Annotated in this window: 14 protein-coding genes; 4 read left to right on the top strand and 10 right to left on the bottom strand. The window is 64.4% G+C overall.

All coding sequences use genetic code 11. The features are described from left to right. Positions 1-2: 2 nt before the first annotated feature. The 3 genes from FJ414_RS03020 to FJ414_RS03030 form a co-directional block, all read right to left on the bottom strand. Positions 3-812 (bottom strand): endonuclease/exonuclease/phosphatase family protein, encoded by an 810-nt coding sequence (locus FJ414_RS03020; RefSeq protein ID WP_181166970.1) that lies wholly within the window; start codon positions 810-812, stop codon positions 3-5. Between the two features lie 24 nt (positions 813-836). Beyond that, the gene (locus FJ414_RS03025; RefSeq protein ID WP_140641157.1) at positions 837-2,297 is read right to left on the bottom strand and encodes a phospholipase D-like domain-containing protein; all 1,461 of its coding nucleotides are present in this window, start codon (positions 2,295-2,297) and stop codon (positions 837-839) included. A 472-nt stretch (positions 2,298-2,769) separates the two neighbouring features. Then, positions 2,770-3,597 carry an oxidoreductase gene (locus tag FJ414_RS03030; protein ID WP_140641159.1) on the bottom strand — a complete coding sequence of 276 codons (828 nt, stop codon included), beginning with the start codon at positions 3,595-3,597 and terminating at the stop codon, positions 2,770-2,772. A gap of 75 nt (positions 3,598-3,672) precedes the next feature. Between FJ414_RS03030 and FJ414_RS03035 the strand changes: the two genes are divergently transcribed. Continuing rightward, complete coding sequence (locus tag FJ414_RS03035) at positions 3,673-4,650, top strand: AraC family transcriptional regulator (protein ID WP_140641161.1); 978 nt, start codon at positions 3,673-3,675, stop codon at positions 4,648-4,650. Here FJ414_RS03035 and FJ414_RS03040 read toward each other — a convergent pair. The 4 genes from FJ414_RS03040 to FJ414_RS03055 all read right to left on the bottom strand — a co-directional run bounded on the left by FJ414_RS03040 (position 4,619) and on the right by FJ414_RS03055 (position 7,624). After that, the gene (locus tag FJ414_RS03040; RefSeq protein ID WP_140641163.1) at positions 4,619-5,284 is read right to left on the bottom strand and encodes a class I SAM-dependent methyltransferase; all 666 of its coding nucleotides are present in this window, start codon (positions 5,282-5,284) and stop codon (positions 4,619-4,621) included. The two genes, FJ414_RS03035 and FJ414_RS03040, sit on opposite strands and share 32 nt — an antisense overlap. A 37-nt stretch (positions 5,285-5,321) precedes the next feature. After that, complete coding sequence (locus FJ414_RS03045; RefSeq protein WP_140641573.1) at positions 5,322-6,344, bottom strand: aminopeptidase; 1,023 nt, start codon at positions 6,342-6,344, stop codon at positions 5,322-5,324. A 191-nt stretch (positions 6,345-6,535) separates the two neighbouring features. Next, positions 6,536-6,772, bottom strand: a complete 237-nt coding sequence (locus FJ414_RS03050; RefSeq protein ID WP_140641165.1) for a hypothetical protein — start codon at positions 6,770-6,772, stop codon at positions 6,536-6,538. A 102-nt stretch (positions 6,773-6,874) separates the two neighbouring features. Continuing rightward, positions 6,875-7,624 (bottom strand): DUF899 family protein, encoded by a 750-nt coding sequence (locus FJ414_RS03055; RefSeq protein ID WP_140641167.1) that lies wholly within the window; start codon positions 7,622-7,624, stop codon positions 6,875-6,877. Positions 7,625-7,745: 121 nt separating this feature from the next. Between FJ414_RS03055 and FJ414_RS03060 the strand changes: the two genes are divergently transcribed. The 3 genes from FJ414_RS03060 to FJ414_RS03070 all read left to right on the top strand — a co-directional run bounded on the left by FJ414_RS03060 (position 7,746) and on the right by FJ414_RS03070 (position 10,742). Continuing rightward, entirely contained in the window at positions 7,746-8,966 is a 1,221-nt protein-coding gene (locus tag FJ414_RS03060; RefSeq protein WP_140641169.1) for a helix-turn-helix domain-containing protein, read from the top strand. Between the two features lie 28 nt (positions 8,967-8,994). After that, the gene (locus FJ414_RS03065; RefSeq protein ID WP_140641171.1) at positions 8,995-9,999 is read left to right on the top strand and encodes an NAD(P)-dependent alcohol dehydrogenase; all 1,005 of its coding nucleotides are present in this window, start codon (positions 8,995-8,997) and stop codon (positions 9,997-9,999) included. Between the two features lie 101 nt (positions 10,000-10,100). Then, positions 10,101-10,742, top strand: a complete 642-nt coding sequence (locus tag FJ414_RS03070) for a DUF5074 domain-containing protein (protein WP_140641173.1) — start codon at positions 10,101-10,103, stop codon at positions 10,740-10,742. Positions 10,743-10,767: 25 nt separating this feature from the next. On the opposite strand, the gene FJ414_RS03075 is transcribed toward FJ414_RS03070, so the two are convergent. The 3 genes from FJ414_RS03075 to FJ414_RS03085 form a co-directional block, all read right to left on the bottom strand. Further along, positions 10,768-11,856, bottom strand: a complete 1,089-nt coding sequence (locus FJ414_RS03075) for an acyltransferase family protein (RefSeq protein WP_140641175.1) — start codon at positions 11,854-11,856, stop codon at positions 10,768-10,770. 108 nt (positions 11,857-11,964) lie between these two features. Further along, positions 11,965-13,227, bottom strand: coding sequence for an MFS transporter (locus FJ414_RS03080; RefSeq protein WP_246672282.1), 1,263 nt, complete (start codon positions 13,225-13,227; stop codon positions 11,965-11,967). Continuing rightward, positions 13,224-13,955 (bottom strand): MBL fold metallo-hydrolase, encoded by a 732-nt coding sequence (locus tag FJ414_RS03085; RefSeq protein WP_140641179.1) that lies wholly within the window; start codon positions 13,953-13,955, stop codon positions 13,224-13,226. Before FJ414_RS03085 ends, FJ414_RS03080 begins: the two co-directional genes overlap by 4 nt. Positions 13,956-14,044 lie beyond the last annotated feature (89 nt).

The raw sequence follows: 14,044 nt of genomic DNA on the forward strand, positions 1-14,044 counted from the left end.
CGCTACAAATGCACGAACGCCGTCAGCGGCAGGTGGTCGGAGGCGACGCGCGACAGCGGCGTGTCATGCGCCTCGACGCCTGAAACCAGATCGTGCCGGTTGCCCATGATGCGGTCGAGCGCCAGCACCGGCAGGCCGGATGGGAAAGTCGGCACCGCCGGCGGCGTCGGGCCGAATGTCGTGTGCAGCGTGTTCAGCGCCGAGCGGTTGCCGAGCCGCCATTCGTTGAGGTCGCCGAGCAGCAGCGTCGGCCTTTCGTCGGCGCTGCTCATGATGTCGAGCACGACGCGGGCCTGTTCCGAGCGCGAGCGGCGCAGCAGGCCGAGATGCGCGGCAATGACTCGCAGCGACCGTTTCTCGTCGAGATCGATCTCGGCGACCAGCGCGCCGCGCGGCTCCAGCCCCGGCAGCTTGATCTGGTGGACGTCGCGCACGCTGCCGCGCTTGAACAACAGCACGTTGCCGCGCCAGCCATGTCCCTTGCCGTTGCCGATGACCGGCACCGGCACCAGCCCGGTATCGTGTTCGAGGCGGGCGAGATCGAGCAGACCGGCGCGGTCGCCGAAGCGGTTGTCGGCCTCCTGCAGGGCGATCACGTCGGGGCTGATTTCGCGGATGACGCGCCCCGTCCGATCCGGATCGAACCTGCGGTCGGTGCCGATGCATTTGTGGACATTGTAGGAGGCGACGACGATCTCGGCGCCGTTGACGCGCTTGCGCGGCGTCGCCCGCGCCTTGCGCGCGCTTCTGCCGCGGATCGAGAGCAGCACCGTCTCGGGCAGACTGCGTCCTTTGATGTCGTCTATCTCCATGATCCCGATGCTCGATTTCCTGCTCTAAAGATAGGGCGATCCCAGCCACAGCAAACGGTCGAAGACGCGGATTATGAACGGTCTTTCCCTCAGCGTCTGCAGCGTCACCGGCTGGGCCGTGGAGATGGCCGCCGCGATGCGGGCGTCGATCTCGGCGGCGAAGTTTTCATCCAGGACTTCCATGTCGATCTCGAAATTCAGCCTCAGCGAGCGGGCGTCCAGATTGGAGGAGCCGACATAGGCCCACACGCCGTCGATCGCCATCAGCTTCGAATGGTCGAACGAGCCTTCGTGGCGCCAGACGCGGCAATAGTGCTTCAAGACCTGGTCAAACTGCGCCGTCATCGCATGGTCGACGAGGAAAAGGTTGTTCACCGCCGGCACGACGATGTCGATTTCGACGCCGCGCCGGCCGGCCGTGGTCAGCGCGCTGATGAATTCGCGGTCCGGCAGGAAATAGGGCGACATGATGCGTATCGATTTGCGGGCCACCGAAAACGCGCCCATCAGCAGCTTGAGATTGGTTTCGTTGGACGCGTCCGGTCCGGTCGCGACCGCGCGCACCAGCATCGGCTGTCCGGGCGGCGGCACCGCGCGCTCGACCTGCCAGGGCCCGTCCTTCAGGGCCTCGTTGCCGGCAAAGCGCCAGTCCTCGGCGGCAACCGAGAACAGATCGGCCACCACCGGCCCGGTGACTTCGAAATGCGTGTCGCGCGAACTGTCGGAACCGGCGAATTCGGTCGAGAATCCCTTGCGGATGTTCATGCCTCCCGTGAACGCCACCGTGCCGTCGACGATCAGGATCTTCCTGTGGGTCCTGAGGTTCGCATAAGGAAGTCTCAGGCCCATGACGATGTTGCCGTTGAAGAGATCGACGGTGACGTCGGCTTCCCTGAGCTGCTTCAGGATGCTGGGCACCGAGTAGCGCACGCCGACGGCGTCGATCAGCACCCGCACGGTGACGCCGCGCTTGACGGCATTGCCGAGCGACTGCACGAAAAGCGCGCCCACCGCGTCATTGTCGAAGATATAGGTTTCGAGCAGCACGCTTCTTTGCGCCGAGTCGATCGCCCGGCACATCGCCGCATAGGCCTCATCGCCCGTCTTGAGCACGGCGATGGTGTTTCCCGATGTGAGCGGACGCCGCGCCACCCTGTCGCCAAGCGTCTTCAGCCCGGTGAAGCGCTGGCCGAATTCGGCGCTGATCAGGGCTTCGAGCGCGACGTCGCGGTCGTGCCTGGCGGCAGCCGCCTCGCTGGAAACGGGACGCATGGCGCTGATCGTCGCGCGGCGGATGCGGTTGATGCCGGCGATGGCGTAGATGATCGCGCCGAGAAAGGGTGACAAGAGCATCACGCCCACCCAGCCGGTGGCGGCGCGCACGTCTTCCTTGGTCATGATGGCGTGGACGATGCCCACCGCCGCCATCGCCAGCGACAGGATCAGGATAAGCGTGGACCAGTGACTCGCAATCGCCTCGAACATCGGCTCGACTATTGTGCGAGCCGGCGCGGAAGGCAATGCGGGTGAGTTGTTCCCGCGCTCCTTCGGATACCTGAGACCGGGTGGCAAGAACCGCGGTCATGCGCTCGGCCAGTTCCGCGACCGGCCCGGCATAAAGGGAGACCACCATCGAAGGCTCGGCGCCAAGTCGGGCATAGGGCCGGACGCGATGCCCGATCGTCACGCTCCGCGGCAGCAGCGACAGGCCGAGCCCGGGGCGGCGGCTTTCTCATCGCCGCGATACCGCCCTGGATCGTCGCGGTGCTGCACGACATGACCGGCGGTTTTCGCGCCGGCTGGCTGCTGCACCTGCCTATATCGCCATCGTGACAGTGCTGACCTTGCGTCTCGCGCCCGACAGCTACGGGCGGTCCATGAGGCTGCCTACCGTCAACGCGCTGGCATAGGTTCGTGCCACGGTGTGACCCAACCGTGTAACCGTGGCTTTGCCGTGTCAGCCATCGGTCGAGATGGTTACCGCCCTCCAGGCTTCGATCTCTTGCTGCAGGCGCTGGATACGCTCGACCACGAGCCTGAGGGCGTCGCTGCCAAGCAGGAGCTGCGGTGGCGGGGCTTCGGATTCCACCAAAGCCAATACGGCCGTCGCAAGCTTGTCGGGATCGCCAAGCTGGTTGCCGCTTTTCGCCTGTCGGGCCTCCCGGATCGGATCGAAAAGCGCATCATAGTCGCCGATGGACCTTTCGGTCCGGACCATGGATCGCCCGGCCCAGTCCGTCCGGAAAGAGCCGGGGCAGACGGCCGTAACCCGAACGCCGAACGGAGCCATTTCCGAACGCATCACTTCCGATATGCCCTGGAGCGCGAACTTGCTGCCACAGTAGTAAGCAATGCCCGGCATTGTAATCATGCCGCCCATCGACGTGATGTTGACGATGAATCCGCGGCGTCGCTCGCGGAACCTGGGAAGAAACGCCTTTGTGACCGCCACGGCGCCGAAGACGTTCACGTCGAACTGACGCCGCATCTCTTCGAGCGGGGACTCTTCAAGCACGCCCTCGTGGCCATAGCCGGCATTGTTGATCAGGACGTCGACGGGTCCGTGCTCTTCCTCCGCCTGCGCGACGACGTCCGGCACGTGGTCGAACTCCGTGACATCGCAGATGACCGTCCGGATCGCGGGAAGGGCTCTGGCAAGTGCCGCGCGTGACGTCTCGGACCGTACGGTGCCAATGACCGTATGGCCCATCTGGATGGCGGCGGAGGCGATGGCGAGGCCAAAGCCGGAATTGGCGCCGGTGATGAAGAAGGTCTTTTCTGCCACGGTTTGCGGTCTTTCATTGATGGAGTGCGCCTTGGCAAATAGTATGGGGCGATGGTGTCTTCGATTGCAATTTCTATGAATGGCTTGCCAAATCCTATTGAAGCGGACATCGGACGAAGACGGGAACTGGTCGAGTTGGCCACAGCTCTCGCCGACCGCACTGGATACAATGCGACCGCACTTGAGAGCGTGCGGGTGCTCCGGACGGAGGCAGTGCTCCATGACGTCCCGGTGCTTTATGAGCCGGGCGCGGTGTTCGTCCTGCAGGGGAGCAAGCGGGGCATCCTGGAGCGGGAGGTCTACCTCTACGATGAAGAACATTATCTGGCCGTATCGGTGCCGGTTCCGTTTCGAATGGAGTCGACGGCCAGCCCCGATCGCCCGCTGCTTGCGGTCTATGTCGAGTTCGACATGCGGCTGGCGGCCGAGATTGCAGCACAGCTGGAAACGCATTCCGCAATGGCAAGCGGCAGGCCGCGAAGCCTCGTCTCGAGCAGGATGGGCTCCGACATCGAGGATGTCCTGCTGCGCCTGCTGACGGCGCTTCGCAATCCTGCCGAGACCGCCGTTCTTGGATCAAGCCTTCTGCGCGAGCTGCATTACCGGGTCCTGATTGGCCCGCAAGGCGGCGCGATGACCGCGGCCCTGCAGCAAAGGGGCCGGTCGGGGAGGATCGTGCGGAGCCTCGCATGGCTGCGGGAAAACTACAGCTCCGAAATCTCGGTCGGCGATCTGGCGGGAGAAGCAGGCATGAGCGTGCCTTCCTACCACGTTCATTTCAAGGAGATGACCGGAAGCAGCCCGATGCAGTACGTGAAAGCGATGCGGCTGCACGAGGCAAGACTGATGATCGTACGCAAGGGCACGATCGCTCAGGTCGCGGCTTCGGTCGGCTATGCGAGCGCGGCTCAGTTCAGCCGCGACTTCAAGCGGCATTTTGGACGGACGGCTTCTGAGGAGATGAACTGGGTCCGTCGTCACCTGGGCGAGCTCGCCTGGGCGAGTAGTCCGCCATTGGCGCTCAGCCGGCTTCAGGGGCCTTTGGCTTCCTGAAGAAGCCCGACAGAATGTTCGGACCCGCTTCGCCGGGCCGCAACCTGATCCCGTCCTCGAAGCAGTTCAGCGTCACGCACTCGAAGCCGCTGGCCGCGAGGAGCGCTACCAGCGAGTCGCGGTCGAAATGGTGCAGGTGCTCGTTGGGGAGGCGCATGCGCCACTTGGCGAACCATGTGTCGCCGTCGGCGCCGAGCTCGCGCCAGCGGCAATAGGGGACGGCGACGGCCAGGTGGCGGGTCTGAAGCCGGGAAAGGAAACCGAGATCAGGGATGTGCTCCAGCACGTCGAACATAGCGACAAGGTCCCAGGTGCCGGCGAGCGCCTCGTCCCAGTCGACGAAGCGGACACCCTTGGGCAGGGGAAACTCGGCGATATCGCAGCCGGCGCAATCGGTGACGCCGGTTATCTTCGCGGCTTCGATAAATGTGCCCGTGCCATATCCGATTTCCAACACGGAACGAGGAATCTCGCCGGTAATGCCGAGCACCCAGCCAAGCCGCTGATAGCCGAGCTTGATGGTCCGGTCGCTCAGGTCCTCGTAGTAGGAGATGTATTTCTTGTCGTATTTGATCGGTGTGAAATCGATCTGGTGGATCACCCCGAACCTGTCCACTTCATAGTTGTCCAACATGTCCGCGCGGCCTCCGGATGCCGAGTTCCTTATATGGTCAATGACACGCAGCCACGGTTCTAAGCGCCTCGGCACGTGAAGGCGCGGGCAAAGTCCCGATCCGCCGAACAGAGGCGTAGAACCTTGGATAGTCGCCGGAGCACAAGTCGAGCAAGCGAAGAAACGCCGGAACCTCTTCGCTGTAGACGGCGGTCGCGGCAAGCTTTGCGTTGTTGATCGGGCTATCGAACCAGGCGTCGTAACCGCGGTATCCGGCCCATCGCTTGCCGCGCATTTGCCGGTAGCGTATCCGCAACCTGTCGATCGTGGCGGCTTTGGCGGCCGCCATCCGCTCCGGGCTGCGCGGGCTTCCATAGACCTGGCTCAACTCGTCCCGGGTTTTCGATATCAGTCCGAGAAAATCCGCCTTGCGCTTGCGATCGACTTCGTAACTGCGCAATCCGGCGCGATTGCCGGTGGCGCGCAGCCATTTCCTCGTACCGGTGGTTTCGACGGCAACCGCGAAAGCCTCGTTGAACGCGGAGTCGCCGTTCACATAGACTTTCTGATGCGCCAGCTCATGGAAGACAAGGCTTGCCAGATAGGTGTCGTTCTGACGCAGCATGGTGCTGAGCAGCGGGTCGCTGAACCAGCCTAGCGTGGAATAGGCCGTGATGCCCGTCACATAGACGTCCAGCCCCTGTCGCTGCAGTTCAGCGGCATTTTCGAGCGCGTCCTTGCGCGAAAAATAACCCTTGTAGGGAACGCAGCCGAACACCGGAAAGCACCATGTTACCGGCGCGAGAGAGAATTGCGGCGCGGCAAAGACCGCCAAGGTCACGTCGTTCCGACCGAGGTCGACATAACTGCGATAGCTGCTGTTATCGGGCAGCGCCAGGTCTTCCGTGGCAAAGCGACGTATGGCGCTGGCCGACGTCAGCTTGGTGCGCAACGCCTCTGGCGTCGAAGGATCATGGATCAGCTTCGCAACATTCTTGCGCGCGGCCATGATCCCGACATGGCCCTCCAAAGACTGCGCATAGTAGGAAATGCTGGTGCATCCGGTCACGCCGGACGCCATGATCGCAGCGGCAAGCAATCGAAAAACGCGCTTCAAAGCTTGCCCACCGCCTGCTCATCTCCCATGGAGCAAATGTCTCCATTTGCTCCCCTGTCTCAGGCGCGTCTATTTTCGTCAAGACCTGAAGGGTAGCGGGCCGGACACTCGATTTCGCAGCGGTGATCGGGCAATACGGCGCTCAAACGAAGATCTCACCCTCGCCGCGCGGCCAGCCGCAGCCACGGCGCGAGATGGAACGCCGCCATCAACAGATACATCGGCACCATGCCGCTGAGCGCCGAGGCGCCCGACATGCACATCATGTCGTGTCCGTCATAGGCAGCCGTCAGCAACGCCATCATTGCGAAGGTGGGCGCCGCGGCGAGACAGAGCCAGTCGGCGAGGCCGAAGCCGCTCAGGCCGGCCGGGCGAGGGGAGTCGATGCTCATGATATCCACCTTCTGAAGCGGGCAGGTTTCAAGCACATAGGAACAAGGGCGAAGCGATCGGCTCCGGCGGCGCAACTCCACGCCGCCGGTTCCGCTTCATGCTCAGGCCTTCTTGTTGCGGAACGCGGCTTCACCGGCATCCGACACCTCGACCCATCTCTGGTCGGGCGCGGCGCCTTCCTCGTAGCTGTCGTGCCAGTTCCACCACTTGTAGGTCTGGGTCTGCGGATAGCCCTCGGGCGAATCCTCCCACACCTCCTGACGGCCGAGTGGCGTGACGTCGAGATAGCTCCACACGGTGCCGAACGCTTCGTCGCCACGGTTGTTGACGAAATAGGTGCGGAAGATGCGCTTGCCGTCATGGATGAAGACGTTGTGGCCGTGCCATTCGTCGACGCCGAAATCCTTATCCCAACTGTCGGTGATGGTGTACCAGGGCATCTTCCAGTCCATGCGCTTCTTCAGCCGCTGGATGTCGGCCTGCGGCGCGCGCGAGGCATAGGCAAGCGTGGTGTCGCGGGCGTTGAGGTGGGCGAGGTTGCCGACCTGGTCAGCGCCGAGCGAGCAGCCGCGGCAGGCATGTTCGGGCCAGCCAAAGACGCCGGGCTCGAAGAAGGCGCGGTAGACGACAAGCTGCCGGCGGCCTTCGAAGAGGTCGAGAAGGCTCGCCTTGCCGTTCGGGCCTTCGAACACATAGTCCTTCTTGACTTCCATCCACGGCATGCGGCGGCGTTCGGCGGCCAGAGCGTCGCGGGCGCGGGTGACGGCCTTTTCCTTCACCAGCATCTCTTCATAGGCGCCTTCCCACGCTTCCTGCGAAACGACCGGCGGTGTCTTCATGTGTTGGGTCATTGCTCTTGTCCCGTTCTTGGGTTTGGTTGGGGGTGACGAGGACAGACATAGGGCCGCATCCGGCGATGGTGAGAGTTACAAGTGTGGCGCGATTTGCTGCAGCGGGCTTTGAGGCGGCGGCATGGACTCGCTGATCAACGCCGCCGGCCGCGCGCTTGCCGCGGGCGATCCGCTCGGCGCCTTGAAGCGCGTCGCGCTGCGCGACGATGCGCCGGCGCTGGCGCTGCGCGGCATCGCGATGGCGCAGCTCGGCGATTTCGCCAAGGCCAAGGCGTTGCTGAAGGACGCCGCCCGCGCCTTCAGCCCGAGGGAAGCGGTAGCGCGTGCGCGTTGCGTCGTCGCCGAGGCCGAGATCGCGCTGGTCTCGCGCGATCTTGGCTGGCCGGAGAAGGCTCTGCGATTCGCCCGTGCGACGCTCGCCGCGCGTGGCGACCGGTTGAACGCTGCCTATGCCGGCAGTCTTGAGGCGCGCCGCCTCATCCTGATCGGCCGCCTCGACGAAGCCGAGCGCCTGCTGGCGGACTTCGATCCGGCGCCGCTGCCGCCGGTGGCGCGCGTCGCGCATGAACTGGCGGCCGCCGGCATAGCCGTCCGCCGCCTCAGGACCAAGGCGGCGCGCTCGGCCTTCGGCCGGGCATCGCTTGCCGCCTATCAAGCCAACATCCCGGCATTGAAGGCCGAAGTCGAAGCGGCGTCCCTGGTGCTGAACACGCCGGTTGGCCGGCTGATCGCGCGCGGCACCGAGAAAGAACTGCTGCTCGACGAGGTCGAAGCGCTGCTGACCTCGGGCGCGCTGGTCGTCGATGCCTGCCGCAACGTCGTACGCCAGGCCGACGCGGTCGTTTCGCTTGCGACCCGGCCTGTATTGTTCGCGCTGGCGCGCACGCTTGCCGAGGCATGGCCGGCGGATGCCTCGCGCGAAGTGCTGCTGAGGCGCGCCTTTCGCGCCAGGCACGCCGATGAATCGCATCGCGCGCGGCTCAGGGTCGAGATGGGACGGCTGCGCGCCGAGCTCGCCGGGCTGGCGGAAATCAACGCGACGGCCGCCGGTTTCACGCTCACGCCGGTCAGCGCCGCTGAGGTCGTCGTGCTGGCGCCGCCGGTTGAGGAGGAGCATGGTGCGGTGATGGCCTTCCTGACCGACGGCGAGGCCTGGTCGAGCTCGGCTCTGGCGATCGCGCTTGGCGCCAGCGCGCGCACCGTCCAGCGCGCACTGGAGCAGCTTTCGGCCGAACACAAGGTGCAGGCCGTCGGCCGCGGCCGGGCGCGCCGTTGGATGATGCCGCCGGTGACCGGATTCCCGACTGTGTTGTTACTCCCGGGTCCGCTGCCCAGCGACTAGTTTCCCGATACTGGATCGAGGAGACGTCATGAAACTGATCAGATTGCGGGCGCCAGGCGGCCTGGAAAAACTGGAACTGGTTGAGGAGGATCGGCCCGAAGCCGGATCGGGAGAGTTGCTGGTCCGGATCCGGGCGTGCTCGCTGAATTTCCACGACAGCATGGTTGTCACGGGCAAGAAGCCCTGCGCCGACGGTCGTATTCCGCTATCCGATGGCGCGGGCGAGGTGGTTGCTGTCGGGGACGGTGTCGAAGCATTCAAGGCTGGCGATGCCGTCGTCAGTTGCTATTGGCCCGATTGGCTGGGCGGCGAGGCTTCGCGCGCGAACAAGCGGGGCGAATTGGGCGACGATTTCGATGGCTATGCGCGGGAGTATGCGTGCATGCCCTGGCAGGCTTTCACAAAAGCGCCGGCGGGTTACACCCACGTGGAGGCGGCTACACTCACTTGCGCCGGGGTCACTGCCTGGAGAGGCCTGGTGGTGTGCGGTCAGGTGAAGCCCGGCGATACGGTGCTGATCCTCGGCGCGGGCAGCGTGTCGCTGTTCGCGCTGCAGTTCGCCAAGATGGCTGGTGCCCGTGTTATTGCTACATCCTCCTCGGATGCGAAACTCGAAAAGCTACGGCGACTCGGCGCCGATGCTCTCATCAACTACAAGGCCGTGCCGGACTGGGGCAGCAAGGCGAGGGACCTGACCGATGGACGCGGTGTCGATCATGTAGTCGAGGTCGGCGGTCCAGGCACGCTGGCCCAGTCGACAACGGCTTGCAGGATAGGCGGCCACATCGCTCTGATCGGGGTGTTGACCGGCTTCGCCGGAGAAGTGTCGATCCCGGCGCTGTTTTCCAATCAGATCCGCGTTAGTGGAATTTCCATCGGGAACAGGGCTGACCAGGAAGACATGATCCGGGCGATAACGGTCAATGGCCTCAGGCCCGTGATCGGTCGCAGTTTTCCGCTGCACGAGATTGCTTCGGCCTTCAGGTCGTATGAGAGCCAAAAGCATTTCGGCAAGGTCTGCGTCGAACTTTAAGGCGCCGGCTTCGGTAAATTCGCGACTGTGTTGTTACTCTCAGGTTTGAAGTCGGGCGGCTAGAGTCGAAGCTGACACAAGAGACCGATGGAGATTGGAAAATGAAACGAGCCGCTGCCGAGATCCTGCGTGAATTCGGACCGTTCCCCGGCGTCGAGCGCGTCAACGGCGTTACCTATGACGGCGAAAATGTCTGGTTCGCCAGTGGCGACAAGCTGAACGCGCTCGATCCCGACAGCGGCATGATCGTGCGTACGATCGATGTCGCCTCACATGCCGGTACTGCCTTCGACGGCGAATATCTCTACCAGATTGCCGAGGATCGTATCCACAAGGTCGACCCGAAGATTGGCAAGGTCGTCGCAACCATTCCTGCCCCCGGCAACGGGGGTGACTCAGGCATGGCCTGGGCCGAGGGTTCGCTCTGGGTCGGCGAATACCGGGCACACAAGATCCATCAGATCGATCCTGAAACGGGCAAGGTGATCCGCACGATCGAATCGAAGCGCGTCGTCACCGGCGTCACCTGGGTCGATGGCGAGCTCTGGCATGCCACCTGGGAGGGCGAGGAGGGCGATCTGGTGCGCGTCGATCCCGACACAGGCGACGTGCTGCAGGAACTGGCGATGCCCTCCGGCGTGTCGGGGCTGGAATCCGACGGCGGCGGCTGCTTCTTCTGCGGCGGCGGGAGCAGCGGCAAGATCAAGGCCGCGCGGCGCCCGGGACACAGCGGTGGCAAGTAACGGGCTAATGGATGGGGCGGCCTGATCAGGCCGCCTCGCGTGCCGGCCGCGGCATGGGCTTGCTGGAGGCCTTGGCGGCGTTCGGCCTGTCGACATGCGCCCAGGCCGGCCGCTCGAACAGGAAGGTGCCGAAGCCGATGCGCTTGACGATGAAGTAGAGCACCACCGGGCTGACGACCGAGACGAGCAATACGGCGAGGCTCAGCATGCCGGTGTCGGTCAGAAGGCCGCTTGCCAGCATGACGCCGCGGAAGATCGACATCGGGATGGTGAAGGCGACATAGACGACCAGCGAATGCTCGCCGAGCCAGCGCAGCCATTCCATCGAGGCGAATTTCGACAGGAAGCCGCCGGCGACGCAGAGCGCCACCGCGCCGGCTACGGCAAGCGACAGATGCAGCGGCGGCCATGCCGCCAGGCCCATCTGCATGCCGACCGGCTGCACGGCGTAGCCCGGCGAATAGACGAGCAGGCCGTTGACGAGCGCCCAGGCAAGCAGGCCCGCAACGGCGATCGCCGAGCGAGCCTGTGTCCACTCGACCAGCCGGAATATCAGCGGCGCCAGGACGAAGCCGAGATAGAAGAACACGAAATAGGCCGCGAACTGCTCGAGCGCGTAGCTGTCGGGCTTCGGCGCCCACATCTGCAGCGCGGCGGCAGCCAAGATGACGATCCAGTGCGGCACGCGAAGCTCCCGCAGCAGTCGTATGACGATCCCGAAAACCGCCAGCATGTAGATGAACCACAGGACGCCGTAGGGCTGGACGGCGGCCATCGCGAGATCGTGCAGCATGCCGGCGGGGTCGCGGCTGAAAATGCCGATCTTCAGCCCGATCGAGATGATCGCCCAAAGCACATAGAAATAGAGGTAGTGGACGACGCGGCGGTCGACATAGCGCCGCCATGGCCGGTCGATCACCTGCGACAGGAACAGGCCCGAGATCAGGAAGAATTCCGGCATGCGGAACGGCGTCGCGAAGCCGATGACATAATGCAGGAACCCGACGCCGCCGGTGTATTCACCGGTGTTGTAGGCCGAGTACATCATCACCACCAGGAGGATGGAAAGACCTTTTGCCGTATCCACCCACGGCATGCGGTTCGGATTGCTCATGAACGATCTCGAGGAAAATTCAACTGCCGCAATTGTAGCGGACGGGCAAATCCCGCGCAGCATCAAGCTTCCATTAACGTAAACGCGGCCCTCGTTTCGGAGGCGGTCTCAACTGTCGGCTGATGTCGGAACCACGGCGGCGGCACGCGTCTCGCGCATCGCTATCGCGACGATCGCACCCGACAGGAAGGTCAGCGCCGCGATTGCCCCGATCGCCGCTGAGAAGCCGAAGAAGTCGGCGATCAGGCCTGCCGACAGCGCCCCGATCGCATAGCCGAGGTCGCGCCAGAAACGGTAGACGCTGAGCGAGCGCGCCCGCCAGGAGGGATGCGATGCGTCCGACACCGCCGCGATCAGGCACGGATAGACCATCGCCGTGCCGAGGCCCAGCAGCAGGCTCGCCAGCAGCCACCAGCCGAAATCGCGCGTCATGGCGGTCAGCAGAAGCCCGGCCGCCTGCACCCACATGCCGGCGACGATCAGCCCTTTGCGGCCCCAGCGGTCGCTCAACGGTCCGGTCGCGACCTGGAGGATGCCCCACACCGCCGGATAGACCGCCTTGAGGATGCCGATGCGCTCGATGCCGAGCCCGTTGGCAACGAAGAAGAGCGGAAACAGCCCCCAGCTCATGCCGTCGTTCAGATTGTTGACCAGGCCCGCCTGCGAGGCCGCGAACAGGTTGCGATCGCCAAACGAGGTCCGCATGAAGATCTCGCGGAAGCCGAGCGGCGAAGCTGCTTTCGGATGGTTCGCCAGCTCCAGCCGCACATGCTCGCGCGTGTCGCGCACAAGCAGGATCGATAGCGCCGCACCCAGGATCGCATAGCCGACGCCGAGATAGATCGGCACGGGACGAAAGCCGTAACGGCTTGCGAGATAGCCGGTCAGGAATGCGGTGACGCCGACGGCGAGGTAGCCGGCGAACTCGTTGAGGCCGACGGCGAGCCCGCGCGATTTCGGCCCGACCAGGTCGACCTTCATGATTACCGTCATCGACCAGGCGAAGCCCTGGTTGATGCCGAGCAGCGCGTTGGCGGCGACAATCCAGCCCCAGCTCGGTGCTGAGATGATGATGAAGGGCACAGGCAGGCCGAACAGCCAGCCGAGGATCAGCACGCGCTTGCGGCCCCATGTGTCGGCGAGCTGGCCGGAGACGAGGTTGGCGCAGGCCTTGACCACGCCGAAGCTGACGATGAAGGAGACGACCAGTGTGGTGGAAGCCACGCCGAATTCCTCCGCGCCGATCAGCGGCACCACGGTCCGCTCGATGCCGACCATGCCGCCGACGAAGGCGTTGATCAGCACCAGCAGCGCGAACTGCTTCCAGTTGGCCTTGAGGCCAAGCGCGACGGCGGGCGCCGCTGTGCTCAAGATTTCGCCCCGGCGTTGACGGCCCGGGTCCGCGCTGCCTCCGGCGGCGGGGGAGGGATGTCGGCGGTCATCGCGGCCACGAACTCATCCTCGTCCTCGATGCGGAAGGCCTTGTTGAAGCGCCGTTCGAAGCCGATGGTCGATGTCGGCTTGCCGCTCAGCGAGCGGCCGCAGACCGAGCCGGAATAGGCGCCGGGCAGCACCTCGATGTGGTCGGGCAATTCCTTCAGGCGACGCACGCTGGCGTAGAGCGCGCGGGCGCCGTCCTCGGCGTTTGAAGCAAGCTCGGTGCGGCCGAGATCGCCGACCATCAGCGTGTGCCCGGTGAGCACGAACCAGGGTTCGGTCGATCGCGTCCGGTCGGTGACCAAAAGGCTCAAATGTTCCGGCGTGTGGCCCGGCGTATGCATGACGGTCGCCGTCACATTGCCAAGCTCCAGCACCTCGCCGTCCTTGACGCGCCGGAACGGGAAGTCGGCCGCAGCGCCTTCGAACAGCACGTATTCGGCGCCGGTCGCTTCGGCAAGCGCCCGGCCGGCCGAGATATGGTCGGCATGGATATGCGTGTCGACGACATAGAGGATGCGCATGCCGGTCGCGCGCGCCGCCTCGACATAGGGCGCGATGTCGCCGAGCGGATCGACCACGGCCGCAGAAGCCTTGCCGCCGCAGCCGAACAGGTAGGAGGCGGCCACCGGGTCGCTATGCAGGAACTGCCTGAGAATCATCGCTTTTTCCTCCGAGCAGGCGAACGGCCGGGCAGCGTGCCCTGCTTGACAGTCCGAGCTGAAACTGTCATTCAATAATTCTATTGAAT

Source organism: Mesorhizobium sp. B3-1-6 (assembly GCF_006439555.1).
Classification (GTDB): domain Bacteria; phylum Pseudomonadota; class Alphaproteobacteria; order Rhizobiales; family Rhizobiaceae; genus Mesorhizobium.